This is a genomic window from Enterococcus sp. DA9 (genome assembly GCF_008000875.1).
In the GTDB taxonomy this organism is placed as follows: Bacteria; Bacillota; Bacilli; order Lactobacillales; family Enterococcaceae; genus Enterococcus_B; species Enterococcus_B lactis.
In genome coordinates this window covers 1-24920 of the sequence record NZ_CP042837.1, presented here as the reverse complement: position 1 = coordinate 24920, position 24920 = coordinate 1, and the positions used below count along the sequence as shown (strand labels likewise).

The window sequence follows — 24920 nt, the reverse complement described above, 5'->3', positions numbered from 1 at the left end:
ATTAAATATATTTAGTATAGTAAAAACTAGAAACAATAAAATTTGTGAATGTTGTATACCCCCAAACAATACACATATTTTGAAGGATTAGGATTAATAAAGCTAAAAATATAGTAAGTATACTAAATATATTTACTATATCTAGTATACTTACTATATTTTAATCTTTTGATCGTCTATTATATATAATCCGTTCCTCGTCGTTTAAAGTATCAACATAGGCGTCCATTGCAAGTTTGACTATTTCATACATAGGAATATCTTTTGCATAACTAAGATCCCGAATGGTTTTTAGTACGGGAGGATCTACTTGAACTGGTTTTCTTTCTTTCGCAGTGTACTTTCGTTCCCCTAACTCGACATTAATATCATCTTTAATTGAAATATCTTCAGCACCAATTTTCTTCTTATCTTTGTTCGTTGGTAATAATGCCATTTAGTTTAATCTCCTTTCCAAGAGGTAGGATATGATTGGCCATTGAGTCAGCATATTTAGGTGTATAATCAAATCCTTCAATATCACCATGTTGTTCATAGTATTCAATTCTTTCTTCTAATTCTGTAAAGATGTCTGCAAAAATAGCCCACCATCTTCGATCTACATAATCATTTAATTGGATACCATTCTCACCATACATTTCTAACCGATCCGAGCCTTTAACAATGCTTTTAAAAATGTTTGATTCACCATACTTATCAATTGTTTTTTGATAGTTTGCGTGTTGAGAGGAACGTCGCACTGAGAAAAGAACAGGCAAAATTCCAATGATTTGAAGATGAGACTCTTCAAAATTCGTGACAATCGGAACTAAAACTTTATTAATAAAATCTTCTGTTCCTTCCATTGCGTACCGTTTTAATTCTTGCATTGCAATAATATAATCTGCAGCAGTTAAGAATGCACGAACCACATTATCTGTTGATGGTGGGCAGTCGATAAAGATATAATCGAAATTTTTTCTCAATTCTTCTAAAGGTTTAATGAAGGCCAATGATCTCTTACGACGATCAGGATATTTTTCGGACAAGTATTCATTAAGTTCTTCAGATCCAGGAGAGCCAGCCATAATATATAAATGTGGACTTACTTGAGTAATACCTGAAACCCAGTCCCCTTTTTTGATTGCTGCAGACATGGATCGATCAAAGCTAGTAATTTGATACGTTGATCCAATGTTGGAAGTAGTATTTCTTTGTTGGTCATAATCAATTAGCAACACGTCTTTTTCAAAAAGTTGACTAGAAACAATCGCTAATAAATCATTGTCTGTAGTCTTACCAATGCCGCCTTTTCTACCTGTAAGCATTACAACTTTTCCTAGTTTATCTGATGTTTTAAATGCAGTCCGTAAGTTTTTCATAGTTCCCTCCAATTTCCTATACTAAATATATTTAGTATACTTCATATACTTAATATATTCGATATATCTAATATACTCCAAATTGATAAGAATTCAGACTTTATAAGGAATATAGTGGATATACTAAATATATTTGCTATATTCAGTATATCAGATATATTCAAAATGTCAAAATATATTTGTGCGTTTTGCGTTGACAATTTAGAGTGAAAAGAGGTAAACTTAATTCTATAGAAACCACAGATAATTCACTATTTACAAAGTAGCAAAAGCAGTGGTACTCTTTAAACAGAAAAATTACATAAAAAAAAGAGACGGAAATAATTGATTTTAGCAGAATCAATTATTTCTGAATCACATGGTTAGGACATGTGTTCACGCTCGTCTCAAGAATATGTAAGTAGCTACCAACTACTTATATTAAAAGTTGATCGGATACCTTTTCCGATTGCCTTTATTCTACCAAAAAAAGGCGAGCAACTCAACAGAAGAACGTTTATTTAGTGTACTTAAATTAAATATTCTTAAACACTGAAGAGAGAACACATACTATGGCTGAGATTAAAGCTAAACTGTGTTCTCTTTTTGTTTGAGAAAGGACGTTACAATCGATGTTGAGCGAAATTTATTCAGCTATTCTTAAAAACGGCTTACGTACATACAAATATCGAAACAGCACCATGAAACCTGCAGGTCATATTGATTCCAGTAGGAGTGGTGCTATCTTTGCGTACCGTAGCAAGCAATTAATGAATGTTGGGCGTGGTATGGTCATTACTTCGGAAGAAGCTATTTTAGAGAACGAAAAGAAACTAACGCATTGGACACCTAATACCTATCGCTTTGGTACTTATGCGGATGATTATCGAACAGTGGTTAAAGGTCATTCTGAGAAAAACTTAAGTCAAATCAACACATTTGTAGTTGATATCGATTCAAAAGAGAACCATCAAGGCGAAATTATTTTAGCCTGTTTAGATCAAGTGGGCTACATGCCAACGCTAATTTTAGAATCAGATCATGGTTATCAAGTTTATTTTGTACTAAAGACACCAGGCTATGTCACAAAGAAAAGCAATTTCAAGGTGATCGATGTAGCAAAAAAAATTTCAAAAACAATTCGTCTACAGTTGGCTGAAAAATTGTCCGGAGTGGATCTAGGATGTAACCACTTCGGAATTGCTCGATTCCCACAAGAAAATAATATTGTTTTTAAAGAAATGAACTATCAGTATTCTTTTGCTGACTGGATTCAATGGTCGATGAAGCTTGAATCAGATCAAAAAACAAAAGAAGATCGAGAACGAAAACTAATTGTCTTTCCTGAGAAAAAAGAAATTCGCCAAGTAGATGAACCGTGGTTCGATATGTTACTTCATAAAGCAAACATCGTCGGCGGAGAAGGACGTCTTGGTCGAAATAATGTGATTTTCACGCTTTCTTTAGCTTATTACTCTTCAGGTTATGCATTGGATACTTGCGAATACAATATGTTCACATTCAACGAACGGTTACAGGAACCGCTATCTGAAGCAGAATTAGTAAAGATTGTACGTAGTGCTTATTCTGGTAATTATCAAGCAGCAAGCAGAGAATTCATTATTGAATTGTGCCAGCAATGGGTTTCACCAACCTTAAAAATAATGATCTGTTCATTCAACGACGTGGCTGGTGGAAATTTAAAAAGCCACGAGATCAAAGAAAATATAGTCATAAAAATGAATGGAAAGAAGATCTATTGGCTTATCTAAGCGAAAAAAGTCTTGCTAGTGAGCCTTATTTGAACCTGTCAAAAAAAGAATTGGCTTCACAACTAACGATGCCCAAGCGAACACTTGATAAGATCTTAAATGAGTTACGAGAGGAGAATAAAGTCTTCTACAAGGTAACACGAGGAAGAAATGGCGGAATGATCATTGCTTCAGTCAAAACGTTGTTCGCGAGGGTTATTCAACTAAGTAAAGAAAAGAGACTAGATTATTCAACAAGGATCACAGAGGTATTTGGACTCAACGAGAGCTTAGTAGAAGAGACATTTAGACAATTATCAACCCCCTTGAACCCTCTTAAAGAAGTGAATCTTTTTGAAGTAGATACAGGTTGAAAAATAAAAGGTGCAAATTGCCTTATACAATATATCTATGATACTTCTGTAGGTGTTGCTCCCTTTGCCTAGCTACGTGTAGGTGGTATACTTATAACTGCGTATGCAGTCTTATGTATCATGGAGGAAGTTGTATGTCGTTAAAAAATTATGTCTATTCACATCCTGTTAATGTGTTTATCATTGGTCGTTTGGGATTATCTGTGGAAGTGTTCTGTGAGCTTTATGGTTTTAAGCAGGGGACTTTGTCTTCTTGGGTTACCAGGGAAAAAACAGTTGCTTCTTTGCCGATTGAGTTTCTTCATGGGTTGTCCTTAGCTTCTGGGGAGACTATGGATCAGGTATATGATTGTTTGTGTGTGTTAGAGCAGGAGTATATTGAGTATAAAATAGCTAACGAGTTAAGAAAAAGGAAGAAGTATATCCAGTAGTAGTTTTTATTTACTTAAAAAATTGGTTCATTGAGCAACCTATCGCTGCTAAAGTAGCAAAGGAAAACGTTAAAGGAAAGAATTTAGGGAAGAAATCGAAATGAAATCGGACGACTGGATTGAACACACCTGGCTTCCTCTGAAAAGAAATAGCAAACGAAAGAAATTTTGGGTATTGCAATTATGGCCATTAGGAAAACTTTGTAGTTACGGGGCACGACTTATTCTTGATTTAACCGTTTACTCGATTGGAGTATTTGGAACGGCTTATTACTTGATAAATGATCCCAATAGGATTGCAGCATCAGACATTTTTACAGTGCTAATGACGTTGATTTTTGTCATGCTATTGTCTATTTTTACTCAATTAGTCATGCAATTTACCAGGCAAAAATTAACAGCAGGAAAACTTTTCAAAAGCCTATTCGATTTAATTGTTGTAAATGCAATTCTAGCGACTTTAATAAAACAAATTGAACAATCTGGAAGAACAACAAAAGGAGTGAAGGATTTTTTATTGACGTTTATTCACTTTGTAAATGGACACATGTATTTGTTTGAAGTGGGTATTATTCTCTTTTTGGTCGGGTATGTATCCACGAAACTTATTAAACGTTCAATTGAAAAAGAAATTGAAATTGACCTGATTCCGACACTTCTTGGTTATGAGTACAATGTTGATTTTGGAAGATATGACGAATTGATCAATACGGATATCGTTCACACGAGTATCCATGAATCTACTGTTAAGGGCATCAGATCTATTTTAAAAAATGGCCAGGAAATGAAAGCAATAGATCGAAGAAAAGAGATCTACAATTTTTATGAAGTCGAAGCAAGCCTACGATATGGCATCGGAAAATTGTGGTTAGATGGAAGTAATATTCGTCAAAACAAACCATACATTTTTTGGAACAGTAGTGATTTAGAACTTCCAATGAAAGATAAATAATTATGGAGAATCGTTTGAAAATGATTCCTCTATACAGGATTGTGCTTATAGTTGGCATGGAGTTAAAAACCTTAAAGAAGGAGCAGTTATTCAAAGTGAAAGAACGTCATAATCAGTTACTATGTAGTAAAACGGGTACGATGAACATTGAATACCGAACAGAATATTTAGAATTAACGAATCAAACTGATTTTTTGTTGATTCGAAAGCAACAAGAGCAAGAAAAATTAATGGCTACTTATAGCCAATTGATTGATGAATGGGAACAATTCAAGGAATCTAAAATTCCAGAACGTCTCTAAAAGCCTTTATTTGTAAAGAGCATAAGGAAACGTGGGAACACTTTTAAAAAAAGTGTTCCAATAGGCTGTGCCTATTACGTTTTTCAAAAATAATTGTGGGAACAAAATATTTAAAAATAGGATAGCGGAAGGATAGTAAAGGATAGTAAAAGGATAGAGGTAGGATAGCGGAAAGGATAGGCTCCTTTTCTGGATAAATGTCAATAAAGTAGACACAAAAAGAGCAGATACTTAGTGAGAATCAAAGTATTTATCCTCCATTTCATTTGGTGTAAGCATACCTAAGGTTCCGTGAGGACGCTGTGAGTTGTAGAATCCTTCGATATACTCAAAGCAAGCAAGTTGGACTTCTTGAAGAGAAGAAAAGGTTCTTCTGTTGAGTTCTTCTTTCTTCATATATTTGAAGAAAGCTTCTGTAACGGCGTTGTCCCAGGGATACCCAGGTTTCGATAGGGACTGAACAATAGAATGATTTTCTAAAAACTTTCTGAATTCAAATGAAGTATACTGGGAACCTTGATCTGTGTGAAAAAGAACGGAAGCCTTAGGCTTTCTGACTTGAATTGCTTTTTCTAGTGTTGTAATAGCTAAAGTAGTATCAATATTTTTGCTGACAGTCCAAGCAATGATTTTTCTAGAAAATAAATCTAAAATCACACAAAGATAAACAAATGATTTTTTTCCAACAGGAATATAAGAAAAATCACTCGTCCATACTTGATTTGGTGCAGGAGGGTTAAACGCTTGTTTCAAATGATTAGGGCGTTTCAAAGAAACCTGACCTGCGGTCGGTTTAAAGACAGGTTTTACTGTAGACATTTTAGGTAAGTTCATTGTACTCATTAGGCGATAAACTCGTCCAATACTAATAGAAATGCCATAGTCACGTAGAAGCATGCGTCGTACTTTTGCAGGACCTACTCGTTTTTTAGAGGTTGTATAGATTTCTAAGATCATCTTTCTCAACTGTTGGTTTTCTGCTGTTCTAGGAGCAATTTTTCCAGAAAAACGTTTGTAGTAAGTTGAACGATTAACCTTAAGAACCCTGCAAAGCGTAACAACAGAGTGTTCATGACGTAAAATACGAATCGCATTTAGTCGTTTGTCGAGTGTGGCGTGAATATGGCAATCGCTTTTTTTAAGATTAAATTTTCCTCTTCTAGCTGAAGGTTTCTTTTCTGTAACTGTTTGATCTGTCGAGCCGTGAGGATCGTATCATCATCAATTTGGACTTCAGAATATTGCTTCACCCAGCGAGCTACGGAGGACAGGGCGACTCCATATTCATTAGCTAAAGCGTTTTGCGATTTGCCACCTTCATAAAGTTTTACGATTGATTTTTTGAACTCTTCGTCAAATTTTCGTGGAGATTTACGTTTGTCTACCATAATCAAAATTCCTTTCTCAAATAATGTCTAATTAATTAATAGCATAGCAAAAAAACTGTCTACTTTATTAGCATACATGCAAAAAGAGCGTGTGGAAGGCAAGATAAAAGCAAATCAAACGAAGAAATATTCTCCTAAGATAAAGAAAACAATAAGCGAATCAGTGACTACAAAAAGTGAAGTATTTGATCCAACAAGGTTCTTAAAACGATAAAAATTAGAAGGAGAATGTGATGAGTAAATCACCAGCAGTCATTCTCACTTGTCAATTTACCTTGCCCAATAAAAAATCTTTTTCAACATACATTGATTATATGACAAGAGAAAAAGCGCTGGAAGAAAAGGAACGACGTACGCCCGAGGAAGAACAGGAACTGCGTCTAATCAAGAATGCTTTAGAGGATTTTTATATTCCTGAAGGAGAAACTTTTTCGGAGAGTAAGACGGGTAAAGAATTCAGCGAAACGTCGAATGAAGCGCAATCGTTGATGAAACATGGAATCAATTTTGACAAGTTAGAAGAACAAGATTTTACCAAATATCTTTCTTATATGACACGTCACTATGCGTTAGAACAAAAGAAAGTACTGACGCATAGTGAACAAATAGAATACCAACGCTTGAACCAAGCAATAAAAAAATATCAAACAGAGCCACACAAAAAAGCTTCAGGAAATCTTCCTGGAGTTTTTTTGGATTTGAGTCAATATCTTGGACACATTTTAGTAGAGACGGTTAAGCCATTTTTTCTTTTGCTAATTCTTCAAATTCCTGTGGGGTTAGATAGTGAATCGAGCTATGGATTCGATTTCGGTTATAAAATCCTTCAATGTAGCTAAATAGCGCTCGATTTGCTTCTTCAAAATCTGAGTAGCTAGTCGTGTAGACTTCTTCTTTTTTCAATGAGGCATGGAAAGATTCGATTCCAGCATTATCATAAGGTGTTCCTTTTCTACTATAAGAATGCCTTATTTTGTTGGTTTTAAGCCATTGTTCCACTTCTCTTGCTGTGTATTGGCTGCCCAAGTCAGTGTGTAGAATCATTCCTTCTGGAATGTGATAATGTATTTTTGCTTTATTCAATGTTTGAATGACACAATCCACAGTCATTCGTTTTGAAAATGTATAACTAATAATTTTTTTCGTGTGTAAATCCATGATTGAAGATAAGTAACACCAACCATTTTTCTTAGTAGGAATGTACGTAATGTCAGCTGCCCATTTCTCACAGATCGTTTCAGTAGAAAAGTCCTGATTTAAGAGATTCTCTGTTGAAATGATCGGTTTATTAGACCTTTGAGGTCTATATTTTTTAACTACAATCGACCTTAAATTTAATTGTTTCATTAGCTTTTGGACATGTTTAAGAGATACTGAAATCCCTTCTTTTAATAAAACTTGATGGATCTTTGTGGCACCATAGCGTTGTTTATTCGTAAAAAAAATTGTTGAAATCTTCTTTTTCAACTTATTATTTCTGATTTCTGTAGCTGTCAACGGTTTATTCTTATAAAAATAATAGACACTTCTAGGGATTTCTAATAACCGACACAACAAAGAAACAGTGTAATCCTTACACCATTTTTCAATAAATTGAACAAGCGAATTTAGGTTTTCCGAGAGAATATGGCTGCGGCTTTTTTTAAGATTTCAAGTTCCTCATTTAAACGAGCATTTTCTTTTCTCAGTTCAGCTACTTCTTTTCCAGTCAGTCCTGTGGACTGATCAGGTAAATATAAATTCTTCCATTTGTAAATCGTTGCTTCAGATAAGCCATATTCTTTCGCTAACCCTCGAACAGAACGTCCAGTTTGATTCAGTTCAACAATCATTTGTTTAAAATTTTCTTCATATCGGGTCATAAAAATTCATCCTCTCGTAGATAAGTTTAATTTATTCTTGTCTCTACGAAAAGCTGTCTAAGATTTGATACTAACACCAAAATTATAGGGACCTTGAATTTTGGACAACTATTTTAAGTATCTAGAATAAATTTTCTTATAGCTTTTGAAACCCCATTATGATTATTGTCAGTTGTTTTTAAATTTGTACTTTTCTTTACCTCTTCAGGAGCATTGTCCATTACGACACCAAGACCTGCTAACGAAAGCATAGGAATATCATTAAAATTATCTCCTATAGCCATTGTGTTTTCTAAAGGGACATCATAGTATTTCGATAACTCTATTAATGCTTTATCTTTAGATACATCACGATGAGTGATTTCTAAATAATTATCTTTTGATAAATAAAATGAGCTATTTGGCAAACGTAAATTAGTACAATATCCAAGAAGCTGTTTGATTTCTTCAGATGCACCAATTAGTAGAAGCTTATGAATAGGTAAAGCAACATTCAATAATAATTGCTGAATGTTCTTTACGATAGGATGCTCTTTCGTAATATCAGCTTCTATCTTTGTCCATTTATCAATTTTATCAACGTACCATTCACTTCCAGAATATAGATTAATTGTGACGTGGGGAAACTTAGTATTAATGAGGTTAATAAGTTGTTGGACATCTGTCCTATTTAATTCATGACTAAATAGAGAAGTATAATGCCCGGATTTTTGTTTTTTTAAAACTAGTGCTCCATTATAGCAGATGATCGGATTATCAGTTATATTAAGTTCTTCTGTAATAGGAATCATACCTTTTGGTGAACGAGCAGAAGCTAAAATAAAAGGAATAGCTTTTTGGTGCAATACTGGTAGAATATCTTTTAATTGATCATCAACTAAGTGATGATCGTTTAAAATAGTTCCATCGATATCACTTATCACTAATTGGATTTGTCTGGAGTTCATACCTCTTCAACCTTTCTTCTCTCAATAAATCAATGAAACATCGTTTGATAATAATTTTGCTTTTTCTCTTTTTAAAGCTTTATCAGTTATGAAGTAATCGAAGTCGTTAATTGTTCCTATGGTATAAGTAGCAGACTGATTAAATTTTGTTTCCTCAGCTACTAAAATTTTTGTTTTAGCATTTTGCAAGACTAGTTGTTTTAAAAAGGCATCTTCTTGATCTTCAAAACTAATTTCTCCATTACGTAATCCAGCAGCACCAATAAAAGCAACATCAAAGGAAATATTCTTCAATACTTCTGCTTCATTCAGAGAATAATAAAAACGATTCTTTTTAAAGAATTGTCCACCTAATAAGTTGAATTTAATATTTTGCTTATTACTTAGCATAATAGCATTATCTAAAGAGTGAGAATAGATGGTTGCTTTTTTATCTATCAACTGAGCCAGCTTAAGAACAGTAGTCGAAACATCTAAGAAATAAGTTCCATTGTCTTTAATAAATGTTTCAGCATTTTTGGCAATGTGGGTTTTAGCGTCTGAGAATTTACTTAACCTTTCTTCGAAAGAATAAATTTGGGGTTTTTGACTAACTTTCATTATGCCGCCATGTGTTCGTTTAACCTTTCCTTCTTTGGTGAGGATTAAAAAGTCTCTTCGAATTGTATCTCGTGATACTTTGAAATAGTCAATCATATCTTTAGATGAAAGTTCTTCATTTTTTTCTAACAGCTGTAAGAGTTTGTTTAATCTTTGTTCTTGGAACATTATAATCACCTCATATAAAGTATAACAAAAAGGTATGCATTTTCAAGTATATGTAAGTAAATGTAAGTTTTTTGAAGATGTTTATATAGTTTGAGATTCAATTATATATCTTTTTATTCTATTGAATCCACTATCTCATGTGTAGAAAAATAAAGAAAGCAGTTAAGGATAACTATAAGTATTCAAAGTTACTCTGCTAAATGGATAAAAAGGTATTGGATTATGTAAGTTTTGTGTATGGCAGAATAAATATGTAGAATAGGGGGGTGCGGATGTTTTCTTGGACTTTTATTAAGCGATCAACCCTAACTGCTTTCTATATTGAAGGGGACTAATACCGCCAAGTGATTGTTTGATTCTTTTATTATTGTACCAATGGATATAACGATCTAGAAGATGGATAAAGTCATCTATTGTACTCTTTTTCCAAGATATCCCGTAAAAGAACTCATTTTTTAATCTTCCAAAAAAGCCCTTCGCATGCCGCGTTATCGGGGGAGCATCCTTTCTTAGACATAGACTGAATCAAACCATTGGTTTCAATTCTTTCCAACCACCCTGGCCACCGATAGTGTGCGCCTCGATCAGAGTGGACGATCGGTTTTTCATTTGGCGCTAGCGATGAGAGTGCTTGGTCTAACATACTGTTTACCAATTCTGCATTGGGCTGAGTACTAATAGACCAACTAACAACAATGCCATCAAAACAATCAATAATAGGAGATAAATACACTTTGCCAGCCGGAATACGAAACTCCGTGATATCAGTCAACCACTTCTCATTGGGGGCTTCGGCCGTGAAGTCTCTCTCAATCACGTTAGGTGTAGCTGGCACTATCTCACCAGCATAAGAGTTATATTTCTTTTTAGCAACAAACCTAACGGTTAGTTTTTCTTCTTTCATTAATCTTCTGACGACTTTTTCAGACACAATTATCTTTCTATTTTTTAATTCACTATGAATCCGTCTATAGCCATAAATCGCTTGATTCTCTGTAAAAATTTCTTTAACCAGAACCCGTAAACCTGAATACTTGTCTGATTGTTTTAATTGGCTTCTATGATAAAAGTAACTACTCTTGGCTACGTTTAAGCTCTTAAGCAAAGCTTTCAGAGGATAGGTTTCAGATAAAGCATCAATCACCCTTGCTTTTTTCTTGTTCGATAGATCCTTTGGATTGATGCCTATATCCTTTTTTATTAGTTCTGCAGATTTCTCTAAGATATCTTTTTCTATACGTAATTGATAGACTTGTCGCTTCAAAGTATCAACTTCATCTTTTAATTCTTCTGTGTTCTGGTTATTCGGTATTTTCGACATGTTTGGGGGAAGTTCCTCACCGATGAGCTCCTGTTTCCAATCATAAAGCGTCTTTCGAGTAACTTGTAAACGCTCAGCGATTTTTCGGACAGAAGTTTTTCGGCTCACAAGATGAATCACGGCCTCTTTTTTCTGCTCTTGAGAATAGTTTAACTTACTGCGTCGTATTTTACGAGTTTCAGGAGCCAGTTCTTTACACCAATCACTAAGGAGATTTCGATCTGGATAGCCTAACATACGAACGGTCCTATAATAGTTACGACCAAATTCGATATAATGATCTACAGCAAATTGCTTTTCTTCATGAGTAAATTGGTGATTTCTTTTCGATGTCTTATAAAGATCTCCTTCTTTCTCATATTCTTTAAACCACTTATATAGAGCTTTTGGAGAAGGATACCCTAATTCCTGAATAACTGATGCTAAAGAGTGTTCGTATTTAATGTAGAGCTGAACTGCTTTCATTCTCTCTTCGTAAGAGTACATGGACATTCTCCTATCTTATCTGTCCAAGATTATGTCCGCACCCCCTCTTATGGATTTTATTCTTGCAAAATACAAGTTTTTAATTTATCTTGTTAAATAAATATGAAATTGAAAGAATAGTTAAAATAAAATAATGAACTTACTTATAAATTATCTAAATAATTAACAGATTGTAACCGATATAGCAAATAGAATTCAAGAAGTTTATACTGGTAGTAGAGTAATATCTATGTAGGTAGTTAGAACATTTGAAGAGGAGTAATATGATGAATTTATTTTTAAAAGAAGAAATTTTTTGTGCATATCTTGAAAACGAATACCCAGGATATAACTTTGAAATAGGACACTCCGTTATTTCAACAAATATAATTAATTTTAATCCTGTTATGAGTTGTGTTTATATTAGTGATAACTTAGTAGCAGCCGCAAGATATCAGCGTCATCTAAAAGTTTTTACAGATAAATTGATTTTCAAGAAAGAGCAATTACTGAAAACTGAATGTATTGCAAAAGGAAGTAGAGGGCAAATACTGATTCATACAAAAGAAAAACTGGAAAATGGAAGTAACTTAATGTTAACTTTAAATGTATCAACGCTTACAGGAACTAAATGGCATAAGAATAATTTAAAAAATATACTATCAAAATATAGTCAATAGTTTTATATACATGAGAATCAAATTTGATTGATATATAGTATCATTTGCTATATAAATAGACAGTGAAGACAAGAACTGTTTCGAATAAAGAGAAAAAAGTGTTTTAAAAGGCTGGGTAAAGTATGAAACGTTTGGAAAAAGTGTATCAACAGTTAGTCAATAATTGGGAAAATGTAAACGAGGAAATCATTTTAGAAGAACAAGGTTCCTCTGCAACGGAATTGGCCGAAACATTGGGCATTACCCGAGCCAATGCTAGTTTGGAGTTGAATAATTTGGTTCGTCAAAAACGAGCCATCAAAATCAAAAGTTATCCTGTTAGGTATTTTCCTATAAGCGTTTTGGAAGGGCTTGCAAACTGTCGCTTGCGACTGTCGACCTATGAAGTGTCAAAAATCCAAGAAGTACTTATAAGTAAGGCACACACTCCCCTTGTTGTGCGCAATCCATTTGAATTAATGATTGGTCAAAATGGTAGTTTAAAAAAAGCTGTTTCTCAAGCAAAAGCAGCGGTGCACTACCCTCCAAATGGACTCCATATGTTGTTGCTTGGTCCAACTGGTTCCGGAAAAACGTTTTTTGCCAATAAAGTGTATCAATATGCTATGTTTGAAAAATTGCTTTCTAATGATGCACCTTTTGAAAGTTTTAACTGTGCGGATTATTACCATAATCCACAACTTTTGTTAGCTCAACTGTTTGGCTATATTGAAGGGGCTTATACAGGGGCAAATGTGGGCAAGGCTGGATTGGTTGAAAAAGCAGATGGAGGCATTTTATTATTAGATGAAATTCATCGTCTGACACCTGAAGGACAGGAAATGTTATTTTATTTTATTGATCATGGGCGGTTTAATCGTTTGGGGGAAACGGGTTTTTCAAGGAAAGCCAATGTATTGATTATTTGTGCCACGACGGAAGATCCAAATTCTTCCTTACTTGAGACATTCTTAAGACGTATTCCGATGACCATCCAAATTCCTTCATTGAATGAACGTTCAGTAAAAGAAAAAATAGAATTGGCCAAGTTCTTGTTCGAAAAAGAAGCTAAGCGGGTGAAAAGAACCTTTTTAGTGAATATTGATGTAATGGATGCATTAATTCAAACGGTTGCTTATGGCAATGTAGGTCAGATGCAATCTCAAATTCAACTAATTTGTGCGCAAGCATTTTTGCATGGTTTGCATGAAGCCGACGAAATAACAATTGGCATTCATGACATGCCAGAAGAATTAATGGGAACGTGGCGATCAAGTAGTCAAACGTTTCAACGATCGAAAGAATTGGAAGAATTACTTGATATTACAACTAGAATTGATCCAGTTGAACGTTTAGAGCAGGACGATGACGAAACAAACGGTTTTAATATTTATGAAACTATAGAGGAAAAAGTGAAAATTCTCGAGGGTGAAGGTATTGGTGAAGATCAAATTCACCAATATATTTTAACTGATTTGCATCTTCATGTAAGAAATTTTGTTAATAATCAACAAATTAATTACAATTTGTTGAAATTTATGGATCCGAAGATTTCAACCTTAACAATTGAATTAAAAAAAATTGCGGAAGAGGCCTTACAAAATCGATTTGATCGGAAATTTCTCTATTACATTGGTATGCATCTTGATTCGTATTTTCGACGAGAAAAAGAAGAGAAACGTCTATCTCAAATGGACATTCGGGAAATGAAAACGGAACATCAAAGAGAATATTATGTGGCAAGGCTGTTCAAGTATAAAATTGAAGAAGTTCTTTCTATTCAGTTTCCAGAAATTGAAGTGATTTACCTGACTATGTTACTTGTATCCATTGAATCATTAGAGGAAAAAGAGCGTGTGAATATTTTGGTTATTGCTCACGGCAATGCAACGGCTACGTCAATGGTACAAGTGGCAACAGAGTTATTAGGATCAGCACCTATCTATGCATTGAATATGCCTCTGACTATCACTCCTGATGAAATGAAACAGAAAATTTTATTGCAGCTAGGTGAAATGGATGGGGCGCCTGGAATTCTCCTGTTGGTAGATATGGGATCTTTAGCAATGATGGAAGAAGTATTAATCAAAGAATCTGGTAAAAAAATTAAAACCATTCCTAATGTTACAACATCGATGGTCTTGGATGCAGTTCGTAAGATTAATTATACGGATTTAGGATTAATAGGAATCTACTCTTCCATTGTGAAAGATTTTCTTTCTTCGGTTCAATTGCAAATGCAGCAAGGTGGTCGAGAAAAAGCCATTTTATCAATCTGTACAACGGGAAGTGGTACGGCGGCCAAAATCGAAAAAATGGTTGCAGAAATTATTGAGCAGGGGGCAGACGAAACCATTCGAACAATTACGCTTTCGAGCATTGGCCTACAAGAGCAACTTCCAGCAATTGTGGACAAGTACCATATTCTGGCAACGGTTGGCACTACGAATCCTAAGATTGATGCACCACATATAACTTTGGAAGAGCTGATTGAAGGGACCGGAGAAAAAATACTTCGAAAAATCGTGGGTGGTCCAATGTTAAAAGAAAAACGGAGCAAACGAAAAAATGTCGTTGTAAAAGATTTGTGTCAAGATACATTAAATATGTATTTGGTCTATCTCAATCCCTATTTATTATCAAATATGTTGTTGGATTGGACCAAAGAACTACAAGTCAAAATGCAAAAGGAGTTCTCCAACACGTTGTTGTTGAAATTAGTGGTCCATACGGCATTTGCATTTGAGCGTGTGGTGAAACAAAATCCTTTGGGCTACCATGATGTGGCCAGTTCGGAGGTGCAGCAATTAGTTAAAATTGTGACAGAAACATTGGCTCCATTAGAAAAACAATTACTGTTGGAATTAACGGATGATGAAAAATTTTATATTGCGGAAGTCATTGCAGCAGATTGAAACTGTTTTATTTCTTGGATAGAGTGTTTCGTTTTTTATAAATGCATCAAAAAAGTGTTTTGTTAAGCGAAACACTTTTTTTTTTGTTTCAAAAAAAGCCTTTGAAATCACTCTTTTTCTTGAAACACTTTTTTGGCATGAGACTTGCTTATAGAAAAATGAAAGGGGTGTTGAATGAATGGTAAAAGTTATTATTAGCGGGCATGGTGATTTATCACTGGGGATTGTTGATGCCTTTGAAATGATTTTTGGTCATGACAATGAAGTCAAAGCAATTCCATTTGAGAAAGGTGAAGGGCTCCCGCAAGTGCAAGCTAAATTTGCAAGAGAGACAGAGCAATTATCAGATGGAGAAGAGATTCTATTTTTAGTAGATGTTTATGGTGGCACACCATACAATGCAGCAGCACAAGTAGTTTATGGAAGAGCATTTGCTGATATTTTAACAGGTGTAAATTTACCAATGGTTTTAGAAGCAGCAATTAATAAAAATCAATTGTCATTAGTTGACCTGGTTAATCATTTACAACGAGTAGCTCGAGAAGGAATTAAATGTTTTACAGAAGAAATGAACCATGTGCAAATAATGGATAATGAGGAGGATTTATTATGAAAATTGAATTAGTTAGAATAGATGATCGGTTTATCCATGGACAAGTATTAACAAAATGGGTAAAGCTACGACCAATCAATCGTATTATTATTGTTTCAGATGCTGTTGCTCAAGATGAAATGCGTAAGACACTGGTTCTATCTGTGGCTCCACCGAATGTCAAAGCTAGTGCAGTGACCGTTGACAAGATGGTACGCGCATTTCAATCGCCACGTTATACAAATGATAGTGTGATGCTTTTATTTGAACGACCAGAAGATATTGTTGAATTGGTTGAAAAAGGAGTTCCATTAAAGGAAATTAATGTAGGTGGTATGCGTTTTGAAAAGAATCGTCAACAAATCACCAAAGCAGTAAGTGTTTCTCCAACTAATATTGAGGCGTTCAAAAAATTGCATGAATTAGGGGTTCATTTAGAGTTAAGACAATTGCCGGGTGATACAAGTATCGACTTTTATCAAGAATTACTATCAAAATTAAACTAAAAAAGGGAGTGAATGAACATGTCGATGATTCAGGTTATTTTGTTATTGATTGTTGCAGGTATTACTGGGATGGGGAGCGTTCTAGATGAAGCCCAAACACACCGGCCATTAGTTGCTTGTACATTAGTAGGACTTGTTTTGGGGGATGTTACCACGGGAATTATTCTAGGGGGAACATTGGAAATGATGGCGTTGGGGTGGATGAATGTTGGTTTAGCAATGGCGCCTGATACAGCAATTGCATCAGTTATTTCTACGATTTTAGTGATCACTGCGCACCAAGGAATTGGTGAAGGAATAGCGATTGCTGTCCCATTAGCAGCAGCTGGTCAGGCATTAACAATTTTTGTGCGTACGATTACCGTTTTCTTTGTCCATAAAGCGGATAGTTATGCAGAACAAGGAAATTTCAGAGGAATAGAAATTATGCATATTTTATCCTTGTGTCTACAGGCTTTACGCGTTATGATTCCAACATTTATCATTTCATTAATTAGTGCGGATGCAGTAAGTAGTTTTCTAAATGGTATTCCAGATGTTATTACTGGAGGATTGCAAATTGGTGGCGGAATCATTGTTGTTGTTGGGTATGCAATGGTTATCAACATGATGGACGTGCCTTACTTGAAACCTTTCTTTTATATGGGTTTTCTTTTTGCAGCGTTTACTAATTTCAATCTAGTAGGATTTGGTGGTTTGGGTCTATGCCTTGCGTTACTATTTATTCAATTAAAATACAACGTAATTGGCGGTGGAAAAGGTGGAGGAACACCACAAGTAGATGGAGTTTCGACAAATGTAACAGCCAACTATGACGATGATTTAGATGATGATTTGGATGCATAAGGAGGACATGATAATGGAGACAAATGAAAAAAAATTAACAAAAAAAGATTTAAATAACATGTTTATTCGTTCGAACTTCTTGCTGGGTTCTTTTAACTTTGAACGGGTACAAAATATGGGCTTTTGTTTTGTTATGATTCCAGCAATTAAACGACTATATTCACCGGGAAAAGAACGAAATGAAGCGTTACAACGTCACTTAGAGTGGTTTAATACGCATCCTTGGCTGACAGCACCAATCTTTGGCGTAGTTGGGGCGATGGAAGAAGAGAAAGCTAATGGAGGTGAAATGTCAGGTACTTCGATTGCTGCAATGAAAATTGGATTAATGGGACCATTAGCTGGGGTAGGAGATCCAATTTTTTGGGGAACAGCTCGCCCAGTCTTAGCAGCATTGGGAGCTTCTTTAGCTATGGCTGGCAGTATCGGAGGACCATTATTATTCTTTGTATTAATTAATGCGATTCGATTGGTAACCAAATATTTTGGTTTGACAATGGGGTATGAAAAAGGAAATGAAATCATTCGTGGAATGGCTGGTGGCGCAATTAAAAAACTGACTGAAGGAGCATCAATCGTCGGGCTATTCGTTATGGGAGCGCTAGTTAGTAAATGGACTACGATTAATATTCCAATTGTGGCTACAAGAATAAAAAATGATGATGGCAAAGTGGTGACACAAACGGTACAGAATGTATTAGATAGTATCATGCCAGGTATGCTAGCATTGCTTCTAACACTTTTTGTAGCTTGGTTGTTAAAGAAAAATGTTAGTCCACTATTAATAATTTTGATCATCTTCGTTGTCGGAATTGCAGGAAAAGCATTCGGATTTTTAGGATAGTAAAATCATACAATGTAATAAATTAGATAAACTTCTTATAAAGTAACCAGCAGAAATAGTCTTGTTTCTGCTCTGATAGCGTAAAATATTTTGTGTAAATGAATAAAATCCATACAAAAAAGGAAGTCCCTTCTGTAGAATTAAGTTTACGACAACCAATTCACAGAAAAGAGGACTTCCCTATGAATGATTTTACTACAGAAATTGTGCAAACTCTAGTCACTAAAGGAGATTTAAATGAATTATTCCGTTCACACTTAGAAAGAGCGGTAAACACCCTCCTACGGACTGAATTAACGGCTTTCTTAGAGTATGAAAAATATGACCGCACTGGTTTTAATTCAGGTAATTCGAGGAACGGTTCTTATTCTCGATCCATCAAAACCGAATATGGTGAATTAACATTGGAGATACCTAGAGATCGAAATGGTGAGTTTAAACAACAAACTTTATCAGCCTACAAAAGAACAAATAACACATTGGAAACCACCATCATCCATTTGTTCGAAAAAGGCGTTACGATGTCTGAAATCGCTGATTTAATTGAAAAGATGTATGGGCATCACTATACTCCACAAACCATGTCCAACATGACTAAAGTGCTGACTGAAGAAGTAAATGCATTTAAAGTTAGAACTCTAAATGATAAGTATGTCGCTATTTTCATGGATGCTACTTATATTCCTTTAAAACGGCAAACCGTCTCCAAAGAAGCAATCTATATTGCCATTGGTATACGAGAAGACGGCACTAAAGAAGTACTAAGTTATGCGATTGCTCCGACTGAATCGACTTACGTTTGGAATGAGTTGTTACAGGACATTTACTCCAGAGGGGTTCATGATGTCTTACTGTTTATTACCGATGGCTTAAAAGGCATGAAAGATACGATTCACCAGATTTATCCTAAAGCTAAATACCAACATTGCTGTGTTCACGTTTCCCGTAATATTGCTCATAAAGTACGTGTCAAAGATCGAAAAGAAATCTGTGATGATTTTAAGGCTGTTTATCAAGCTAGCTCAAAGGAAGAGGCAAATACCTTTTTAGGGAGTATGATTGAGAAGTGGCAGAAAACTTATCCTAAAGTGACGCAGTCACTGATAAAAAATCAAGATTTATTGACTTTTTATGAGTTTCCGCCTGGTATCCGCCGAAGAATTTACTCAACTAATTTAATCGAATCTTTCAATAAACAAATCAAGAAATACAGCCGCAGAAAAGAGCAGTTTCAAAATGAAGAATCACTAGAGCGTTTCCTAGTATCCATCTTTGATATATACAATCAAAAATTCTTAAATAGAAGCCATAAAGGCTTCCAACAAGTGACGGATACATTAGCTTCAATGTTTACTGAGTAACCCATTATTTTGCAGAAGGACGAGTTATTTACACAAAATTATTGACGCTCCCTACAAATTGATTATACTTATTTTAAATATATATCATTAGGAGGATTATGATGAAAAAAAGTTACCATTACTTATTTATTAGTGGCTTAGTTCTAGGTGGTGTTATGTTAAACACACATGTGGTACAAGCCGAGGAATTTGCTGCGGCCACAACTAGTGAAGTTGTCACGGACACTTCAATACCGAGTAATCAACAGGTGACAGAAGCAGAGACGGTTCTGTACCACCAACAACTGCTATTGCTACTGAAAGCGCTTATGAAGAAGAACCTGTGTCAACAGCGTCTACTAGTACGGTAATGACAACAAGCAGTTTAGTAAGTGATACCACTAATCGAACAATAGCAGCAAATGAAGCAGAGAAGGTTTCTGTACCACCAACAACTGCTATTGCTACTGAAAGCGCTTATGAGAAGAACCTGTGTCAACAGCGTCTACTAGTACGGTAATGACAACAAGCAGTTTAGTAAGTGATACACTAATCGAACAATAGCAGCAAATGAAGCAGAGAAGGTTTCTGTACCACCAACAACTGCTATTGCTACTGAAAGCGCTTATGAAGAAGAATCTGTGTCAACAGGTCTACTAGTACGGTAATGACAACAAGCAGTTTAGTAAGTGATACCACTAATCGAAACAATAGCAGCAAATGAAGCAGAGAAGGTTTCTGTACCACCAACAACTGCTATTGCTACTGAAAGGCTTATGAAGAAGAACCTGTGTCAACAGCGTCTACTAGTAGGTAATGACAACAAGCAGTTTAGTAAGTGATACCACTAATCGAACAATAGCAGCAAATGCACTACTACTCTCTACCTCTCGGTTCGGCGAACTTTGAGACAAACTTAAGTTTTCAGATGTCACCGAAAAAGAAGGTTGGCAAGAAGTAAATGATGGCTTTATAGTAACGCTAGATAAAGGCGATCATTTTTATATTCGCAGACAACAGGGGAAGATTTTGTTTATAGTGCAGATATCACATTCTTAAAGGATCAGGGTGCTGGTGCGCTTATTTTAGAGGAGACCAAAATACTGACGTAAAGAATGCCTACGCGTTAATCTAGATGCTAGTAATCATAAAGCTAAAATGTGGCTTGGGATGATAATCAAGATATCAATTAATTGATGAAAAGATATCGTACCGACAGAAGATAAAAAATATATTTAAAGTTGTTGCTTTAGATACTTGGCTGTCTTATTATATCACGATCAACTGATTGCTAGTACAGGGGATTATTTCTTCAAAAGATGATAAGGGACAGATAACATTTATTCAGGAGGGCTACTTAGCTTGCTTAACTGGAATGGAGAAATGATTTCCAAAATGTTAGGTATACCCTCTTACGGATGACTCGTCGCCCTCATTGAAGAATCGTTGTGACATCTGATGGGACTGTCGAAGCGAAAGGACAATTTTTTGAAGAAGAGCCAGCGCATATCAGTATGTCAAACATGATGCGGACCACATCTCTATTAAAGTATCTCCAAAATCTACTGCGCCCAAATTACTATTAAGGATGCTAATGCACAATCTATTCAATTTTCAGATATTCTTTGAACATTGGCGCTAACTATCTGACAGTGAATAGTCAAGTAGTTCAACCAGATGGCACGGTGGCAGAGGTTTCCTATCGGTTGAATGTACATCGTCGTCAAGTGATGATATTTATTACAATGAATTATTCAGAGATCAATTCCATTATTCTGTCGAGGATGGGTGGGGAAATGATCCGAATGGTTTGGTCTATTATATGGTACTTATCATTTCTTCTATCAATTTTATGATGATAACAAATGGGGACAATGCATTGGGGGCATGCAACTAGTAAGACTTAATCCTGGGAAGAGCAGCCGATTGCTTTTTATCCTGATGCCAATGGGACCATGTTCTCAGGAGCGATGGTTATTGACGAGAAGAATACCTCAGGTCTATTCCCAGATGGACAAGGTGGTCTAGTAGCACTAATTACAGCTAACGGTAATGGTCAACGGATAAAATTAGCTTATAGTAGGACGAAGGCAAGACGTGGACAAAATCTGATAAAATAGCCGCTGATTGGAGTGAGATCCTTTAGAGTCTAAAGATTTTCGAGATCCGAAAGTTTTTCTATGGAAATCAATGGTTTATGGTGATCGCAGGCGGACCACTTAGAATTATTCGTCAGACAATCTTTTAGATTGGAAAGTAGAGTCAACATATGCTGATTTATATACAGAATGCCCTGATTTATATCCTATTGAAACAGAATCTGGCGAACTGAAATGGGTATTATCTAGAGGTGGTCGTTCCTATAAGGTTGGTGATTTTAAACAAGTTGATAATAAGTGGACATATATTCCCGATGCTGATTATCTTGAAGAAGATGGTGTGATGAATTTTGGGAAAGATTCTTATGCAGCAATGACCTACTATCTTCAAGATTTTGGAACAGCAACTAATCCTACTATTCCACAATTGACAGAAATCAACTGGATGAACACATGGGATTATTGTAATTTAGTTGGAGATGCTTTGGGACAAGCATTTAATGGAACATATAATCTAAACCTAAATTTAGGTCTCAAAAGATGGCTCTAAGTATGTTCTTACGCAACTCCAATTCAGGCATATGAAGGCTTGAGACTTTTAGATGAGTCTATTGTCAACAAATGTTTTAGTTGCACAAGATAATCAATTGTTCGCAGACTTTAAAGGAGATGTTTACGAGATTGTCTCTACCTTTAGACCATCGGCAGATACTAAAAAAGTAGGTTTTAATTTACGTGTTGGAGACGGGGAACAGACCAAAGTTTATTATGATTTAGAAACAGAGAAATTGGTTCTTGATCGCAGTCAATCAGTGTTATTTTAAATAATGCCTTTGCCGAAATAAATAGTCAAACAGTAAACGTCATGATGATGGCAGTATTGAATTGCACATTTTCGTTGATAGAGCTAGTGTAGAAGTATTTGCTCAAGGCAATACAGTAGCTGGAGCAAATCAAATTTTCCCAGCACCAACTAGTAATGGATTGAGTGTGTTGATAGAGGGAGCAGCGCCGAAGCAGAGATTGCTTTGTATCCTTTAAGCAGTATTTGGTCCGAAAAACAGGTAGTTACGGATCGATAGATATATCTCTCTATCTAAAGCACAAATCGTTTAATATTGGGGATGAACTTGAGTTGAAAGCTTATATCATGCCAGGAGATGTAGCACAAGATGTGATATGGACAGTAGATGATGCAAGCTTAGTGCAATTACAAGCGCAAGGAAATAGAGTGGTTCTCAGAGGACTAAAATCTGGTCCGGCTACTGTAATAGTAACTTCTCAATCAGACCCAACATTATCAAAACATTCACAGTTAATATATTAGAAGATCAGTTTAAGACTAATCTAGATGATTTGGTAGCTGTTTCTGGTGATTGGTATAGAGATGGAGAATCTTAATTGTCTCTAATACAGGAGCCAACGATTACTACATGACTTCTCAACCGGTAGCTGAAAGTGATTATAGCTTAGACTTAGATGTTAAATATGAAAGAGGCCTTGTTAATATTTTCTTTGCATCAGAAAATAAGATCCTCGTATGGCTTATTCACTTCAATTTGGTGGCAATGATCAATCAGGCTTTATCGATTTATGGGTGACACTATTGCTGAGGCACCTATGGCTTCTCCAATTAATGACAATAATTACATCATGTGAAATTAGTCAAATCTGGAGAAATTTAAGTGTTCTTGTTGATGAAGTTGAGTATATATCTTACACGTTTGATCAGTTAGAGCCATTTTATCAAGAGGCACCTTATGTTGGCGTAGGACTTTGGGATGGAGAATGGCAATTCAAAATCTGCTGATTACTTATGCAAAAGATGCAGAAAGTAATGATAACTCTCCTATAGTAGACACATCTACTGAAGCTCCTCAACTTCTACTGCTAATGCCCCTCAATTGCCTGCTGTGCCAACTGCAACTACTTCTCAGGGTACTGTTTCACCAGTATCAGAAATAATTCTATAACACATGGTACTGAGATTCTAGCCCATTCAAATAGTTTAGATTTTGAAAATAACAGTAATAATATGGCTCAATATGGCATACAAACATATATTACCAACACGGTTCATTAGAATATAACCAAACTGAAATGAAGTTAAATCAGTCTTCCGAAAATACTTTACCTCAAACAGGTGATTCAAAAGCTAAATTACAGGATAGCGTAGGTGAAATGAAGTTAAATCAGTCTTCCGAAAATACTTTACCTCAAACAGGTGATTCAAAAGCTAAATTACAGGATAGCGTAGGTGAAATGAAGTTAAATCAGTCTTCCGAAAATACTTTACCTCAAACAGGTGATTCAAAAGCTAAATTACAGGGTATAGTAGGACTAGTATTGCTATTCTTTGCTAGTCTTCTAGGATTACAGATTTCCAGAAGAAGAGTAAGAAATGGTAAATTTGTTACAGTATTATTTAGGAGAGTCTCAGACTCTCCTTTTTGGTGAATTATATATTTTTATAGGGCAGGGAAAAGGATGACATTTCTAAAAAAATGGTTACTATTATTAGTGTCGCTGAGGGTAATGGTGATTGTCTCGGTGCTCTATTTTAATCAGAAATTGATAGCACAACGACATGTCAGTTGCGTGTAGGAAAGTCTTGCAAAACACCATAGATACTAATTCACAAATTAATTTTTAGGAGATGATAAATGGAATATAACTGCTACGGGCAACCTATCGGACCAAGTTTAAAAGAAGTTGTTTTAGAGGGTTCTGTTGCAAAGTTTTAAATCTACTATCAAATAAGGTAGAATAATAGAAAAGATAGCAGGAGGAATGACGATGAATCATTTTAAAGGAAAGCAATTTCAGCAGGATGTGATTATTGTAGCCGTGGGCTACTATCTTCGTTATAACCTTAGCTATCGTGAAGTTCAAGAATCTTATATGATCGTGGCATTAACGTTTCTCATACAACGATCTATCGTTGGGTGCAAGAATATGGCAAACTACTCTATCAAATTTGGAAAAAGAAAAATAAAAAATCCTTTTATTCATGGAAAATGGATGAAACGTACATCAAAATTAAAGGAAAATGGCATTATTTGTATCGAGCCATCGATGCAGATGGTTTAACTTGGATATTTGGTTACGTAAAAAACGGGACACACAAGCAGCCTATGCTTTTCTTAAGCGGTTAGTGAAGCAGTTTGATGAACCGAAGGTTGTAGTCACAGATAAAGCCCCTCTATTACAAGTGCCTT

20 protein-coding genes and 4 pseudogenes are annotated in these 24920 nt (G+C 35.3%); 17 read left to right on the top strand and 7 right to left on the bottom strand.

Annotated features, from left to right (window positions below; translation table 11 throughout):
• Nucleotides 1-160: 160 nt before the first annotated feature.
• Entirely contained in the window at nucleotides 161-436 is a 276-nt protein-coding gene (gene prgO, locus FTX43_RS00300; RefSeq protein ID WP_001196543.1) for a DNA segregation protein PrgO, read from the bottom strand.
• Nucleotides 408-1361, bottom strand: coding sequence for a ParA family protein (locus tag FTX43_RS00295; protein ID WP_047630185.1), 954 nt, complete (start codon nucleotides 1359-1361; stop codon nucleotides 408-410). The genes prgO and FTX43_RS00295 overlap by 29 nt, the downstream gene beginning before the upstream one ends.
• 611 nt (nucleotides 1362-1972) lie before the next feature.
• On the opposite strand from FTX43_RS00295, the pseudogene FTX43_RS00290 reads away from it, so the two are divergent.
• The 4 genes and pseudogenes from FTX43_RS00290 (at nucleotide 1973) to FTX43_RS00275 (ending at nucleotide 5150) form a co-directional block, all read left to right on the top strand.
• Nucleotides 1973-3465 (top strand): annotated as a pseudogene (locus FTX43_RS00290) (primase C-terminal domain-containing protein).
• Between the two features lie 134 nt (nucleotides 3466-3599).
• Nucleotides 3600-3896, top strand: coding sequence for a replication control protein PrgN (locus tag FTX43_RS00285; RefSeq protein ID WP_000053907.1), 297 nt, complete (start codon nucleotides 3600-3602; stop codon nucleotides 3894-3896).
• A 100-nt stretch (nucleotides 3897-3996) separates the two neighbouring features.
• The gene (locus tag FTX43_RS00280) at nucleotides 3997-4848 is read left to right on the top strand and encodes a hypothetical protein (protein WP_002345736.1); all 852 of its coding nucleotides are present in this window, start codon (nucleotides 3997-3999) and stop codon (nucleotides 4846-4848) included.
• A 20-nt stretch (nucleotides 4849-4868) separates the two neighbouring features.
• Nucleotides 4869-5150 (top strand): hypothetical protein, encoded by a 282-nt coding sequence (locus FTX43_RS00275; protein ID WP_002345737.1) that lies wholly within the window; start codon nucleotides 4869-4871, stop codon nucleotides 5148-5150.
• Nucleotides 5151-5381: 231 nt separating this feature from the next.
• Here FTX43_RS00275 and FTX43_RS00270 read toward each other — a convergent pair.
• Nucleotides 5382-6538 (bottom strand): IS3 family transposase gene (locus FTX43_RS00270; RefSeq protein ID WP_096001403.1). Its coding sequence is split into 2 segments (ribosomal slippage): nucleotides 5382-6280 and nucleotides 6280-6538, totalling 1158 coding nucleotides; the frame shifts between segments, so codons are not numbered across the junction.
• 233 nt (nucleotides 6539-6771) lie between these two features.
• On the opposite strand from FTX43_RS00270, the pseudogene FTX43_RS00265 reads away from it, so the two are divergent.
• Nucleotides 6772-7287 (top strand): annotated as a pseudogene (locus FTX43_RS00265) (hypothetical protein); the annotation flags it as partial.
• On the opposite strand, the gene FTX43_RS00260 reads toward FTX43_RS00265, so the two are convergent.
• The 4 genes from FTX43_RS00260 to FTX43_RS00245 all read right to left on the bottom strand — a co-directional run bounded on the left by FTX43_RS00260 (nucleotide 7274) and on the right by FTX43_RS00245 (nucleotide 11922).
• Nucleotides 7274-8400, bottom strand: a protein-coding gene (locus tag FTX43_RS00260; RefSeq protein ID WP_129796133.1) for an IS3 family transposase whose coding sequence is annotated in 2 segments (ribosomal slippage) — nucleotides 7274-8172 and nucleotides 8172-8400 — 1128 coding nt in all. Because the reading frame shifts where the segments join, the coding sequence is not laid out codon by codon here. The pseudogene FTX43_RS00265 and the gene FTX43_RS00260 sit on opposite strands and share 14 nt — an antisense overlap.
• A gap of 113 nt (nucleotides 8401-8513) precedes the next feature.
• Nucleotides 8514-9347 (bottom strand): Cof-type HAD-IIB family hydrolase, encoded by an 834-nt coding sequence (locus FTX43_RS00255; RefSeq protein WP_047629244.1) that lies wholly within the window; start codon nucleotides 9345-9347, stop codon nucleotides 8514-8516.
• A 21-nt stretch (nucleotides 9348-9368) separates the two neighbouring features.
• The gene (locus FTX43_RS00250) at nucleotides 9369-10115 is read right to left on the bottom strand and encodes a DeoR/GlpR family DNA-binding transcription regulator (RefSeq protein ID WP_047629241.1); all 747 of its coding nucleotides are present in this window, start codon (nucleotides 10113-10115) and stop codon (nucleotides 9369-9371) included.
• Between the two features lie 291 nt (nucleotides 10116-10406).
• A protein-coding gene (locus FTX43_RS00245) for an IS3 family transposase (protein ID WP_147606580.1) occupies nucleotides 10407-11922 on the bottom strand; the annotation gives its coding sequence in 2 pieces (ribosomal slippage) (nucleotides 10407-10589 and nucleotides 10591-11922; 1515 coding nt in all).
• Nucleotides 11923-12185: 263 nt separating this feature from the next.
• On the opposite strand from FTX43_RS00245, the gene FTX43_RS00240 reads away from it, so the two are divergent.
• The 12 genes and pseudogenes from FTX43_RS00240 to FTX43_RS00170 all read left to right on the top strand — a co-directional run.
• On the top strand, nucleotides 12186-12581 hold the full coding sequence (locus tag FTX43_RS00240) for a hypothetical protein (protein WP_229210182.1): 396 nt from the start codon (nucleotides 12186-12188) through the stop codon (nucleotides 12579-12581).
• Between the two features lie 122 nt (nucleotides 12582-12703).
• Nucleotides 12704-15475: a sigma 54-interacting transcriptional regulator gene (locus tag FTX43_RS00235; RefSeq protein WP_047929668.1), complete on the top strand. Its 2772-nt coding sequence runs from the start codon at nucleotides 12704-12706 to the stop codon at nucleotides 15473-15475.
• Nucleotides 15476-15653: 178 nt separating this feature from the next.
• Nucleotides 15654-16088, top strand: a complete 435-nt coding sequence (locus tag FTX43_RS00230; protein ID WP_047629840.1) for a mannose/fructose/sorbose PTS transporter subunit IIA — start codon at nucleotides 15654-15656, stop codon at nucleotides 16086-16088.
• Nucleotides 16085-16573, top strand: a complete 489-nt coding sequence (locus FTX43_RS00225; RefSeq protein ID WP_047629842.1) for a mannose/fructose/sorbose PTS transporter subunit IIB — start codon at nucleotides 16085-16087, stop codon at nucleotides 16571-16573. Before FTX43_RS00230 ends, FTX43_RS00225 begins: the two co-directional genes overlap by 4 nt.
• Before the next feature lie 18 nt (nucleotides 16574-16591).
• Nucleotides 16592-17419 (top strand): PTS mannose/fructose/sorbose transporter subunit IIC, encoded by an 828-nt coding sequence (locus tag FTX43_RS00220; RefSeq protein WP_047629845.1) that lies wholly within the window; start codon nucleotides 16592-16594, stop codon nucleotides 17417-17419.
• A gap of 13 nt (nucleotides 17420-17432) precedes the next feature.
• Complete coding sequence (locus tag FTX43_RS00215; RefSeq protein ID WP_047629847.1) at nucleotides 17433-18263, top strand: PTS system mannose/fructose/sorbose family transporter subunit IID; 831 nt, start codon at nucleotides 17433-17435, stop codon at nucleotides 18261-18263.
• A 182-nt stretch (nucleotides 18264-18445) separates the two neighbouring features.
• Nucleotides 18446-19624 (top strand): IS256 family transposase, encoded by a 1179-nt coding sequence (locus tag FTX43_RS00210; RefSeq protein ID WP_147606577.1) that lies wholly within the window; start codon nucleotides 18446-18448, stop codon nucleotides 19622-19624.
• A gap of 322 nt (nucleotides 19625-19946) precedes the next feature.
• Nucleotides 19947-20123, top strand: coding sequence for a hypothetical protein (locus FTX43_RS14800; RefSeq protein ID WP_187159996.1), 177 nt, complete (start codon nucleotides 19947-19949; stop codon nucleotides 20121-20123).
• A gap of 169 nt (nucleotides 20124-20292) precedes the next feature.
• The gene (locus FTX43_RS14795) at nucleotides 20293-20445 is read left to right on the top strand and encodes a hypothetical protein (RefSeq protein ID WP_187159995.1); all 153 of its coding nucleotides are present in this window, start codon (nucleotides 20293-20295) and stop codon (nucleotides 20443-20445) included.
• Between the two features lie 153 nt (nucleotides 20446-20598).
• Nucleotides 20599-23491: pseudogene (locus FTX43_RS15475) on the top strand (glycoside hydrolase family 32 protein); the annotation flags it as partial.
• Nucleotides 23492-23802: 311 nt separating this feature from the next.
• Nucleotides 23803-24159: an LPXTG cell wall anchor domain-containing protein gene (locus tag FTX43_RS00175; RefSeq protein WP_147606586.1), complete on the top strand. Its 357-nt coding sequence runs from the start codon at nucleotides 23803-23805 to the stop codon at nucleotides 24157-24159.
• 339 nt (nucleotides 24160-24498) lie between these two features.
• Nucleotides 24499-24920: pseudogene (locus FTX43_RS00170) on the top strand (IS6-like element IS1216 family transposase); the annotation flags it as partial.

Bases quoted from the DNA above. Each gene is read 5' to 3' on its own strand.
- FTX43_RS00240 (WP_229210182.1), top strand. From the start codon at position 12,186: ATGATGAATTTATTTTTAAAAGAAGAAATTTTTTGTGCATATCTTGAA.
- FTX43_RS00230 (WP_047629840.1), top strand. From the start codon at position 15,654: ATGGTAAAAGTTATTATTAGCGGGCATGGTGATTTATCACTGGGGATT.
- FTX43_RS00295 (WP_047630185.1), bottom strand. From the start codon at position 1,361: ATGAAAAACTTACGGACTGCATTTAAAACATCAGATAAACTAGGAAAA.
- FTX43_RS00235 (WP_047929668.1), top strand. From the start codon at position 12,704: ATGAAACGTTTGGAAAAAGTGTATCAACAGTTAGTCAATAATTGGGAA.
- FTX43_RS00250 (WP_047629241.1), bottom strand. From the start codon at position 10,115: ATGTTCCAAGAACAAAGATTAAACAAACTCTTACAGCTGTTAGAAAAA.
- FTX43_RS00285 (WP_000053907.1), top strand. From the start codon at position 3,600: ATGTCGTTAAAAAATTATGTCTATTCACATCCTGTTAATGTGTTTATC.
- FTX43_RS00280 (WP_002345736.1), top strand. From the start codon at position 3,997: ATGAAATCGGACGACTGGATTGAACACACCTGGCTTCCTCTGAAAAGA.
- FTX43_RS00215 (WP_047629847.1), top strand. From the start codon at position 17,433: ATGGAGACAAATGAAAAAAAATTAACAAAAAAAGATTTAAATAACATG.
- FTX43_RS00175 (WP_147606586.1), top strand. From the start codon at position 23,803: ATGAAGTTAAATCAGTCTTCCGAAAATACTTTACCTCAAACAGGTGAT.
- FTX43_RS00255 (WP_047629244.1), bottom strand. From the start codon at position 9,347: ATGAACTCCAGACAAATCCAATTAGTGATAAGTGATATCGATGGAACT.
- FTX43_RS00210 (WP_147606577.1), top strand. From the start codon at position 18,446: ATGAATGATTTTACTACAGAAATTGTGCAAACTCTAGTCACTAAAGGA.
- FTX43_RS00220 (WP_047629845.1), top strand. From the start codon at position 16,592: ATGTCGATGATTCAGGTTATTTTGTTATTGATTGTTGCAGGTATTACT.
- FTX43_RS00275 (WP_002345737.1), top strand. From the start codon at position 4,869: ATGATTCCTCTATACAGGATTGTGCTTATAGTTGGCATGGAGTTAAAA.
- prgO (WP_001196543.1), bottom strand. From the start codon at position 436: ATGGCATTATTACCAACGAACAAAGATAAGAAGAAAATTGGTGCTGAA.
- FTX43_RS00225 (WP_047629842.1), top strand. From the start codon at position 16,085: ATGAAAATTGAATTAGTTAGAATAGATGATCGGTTTATCCATGGACAA.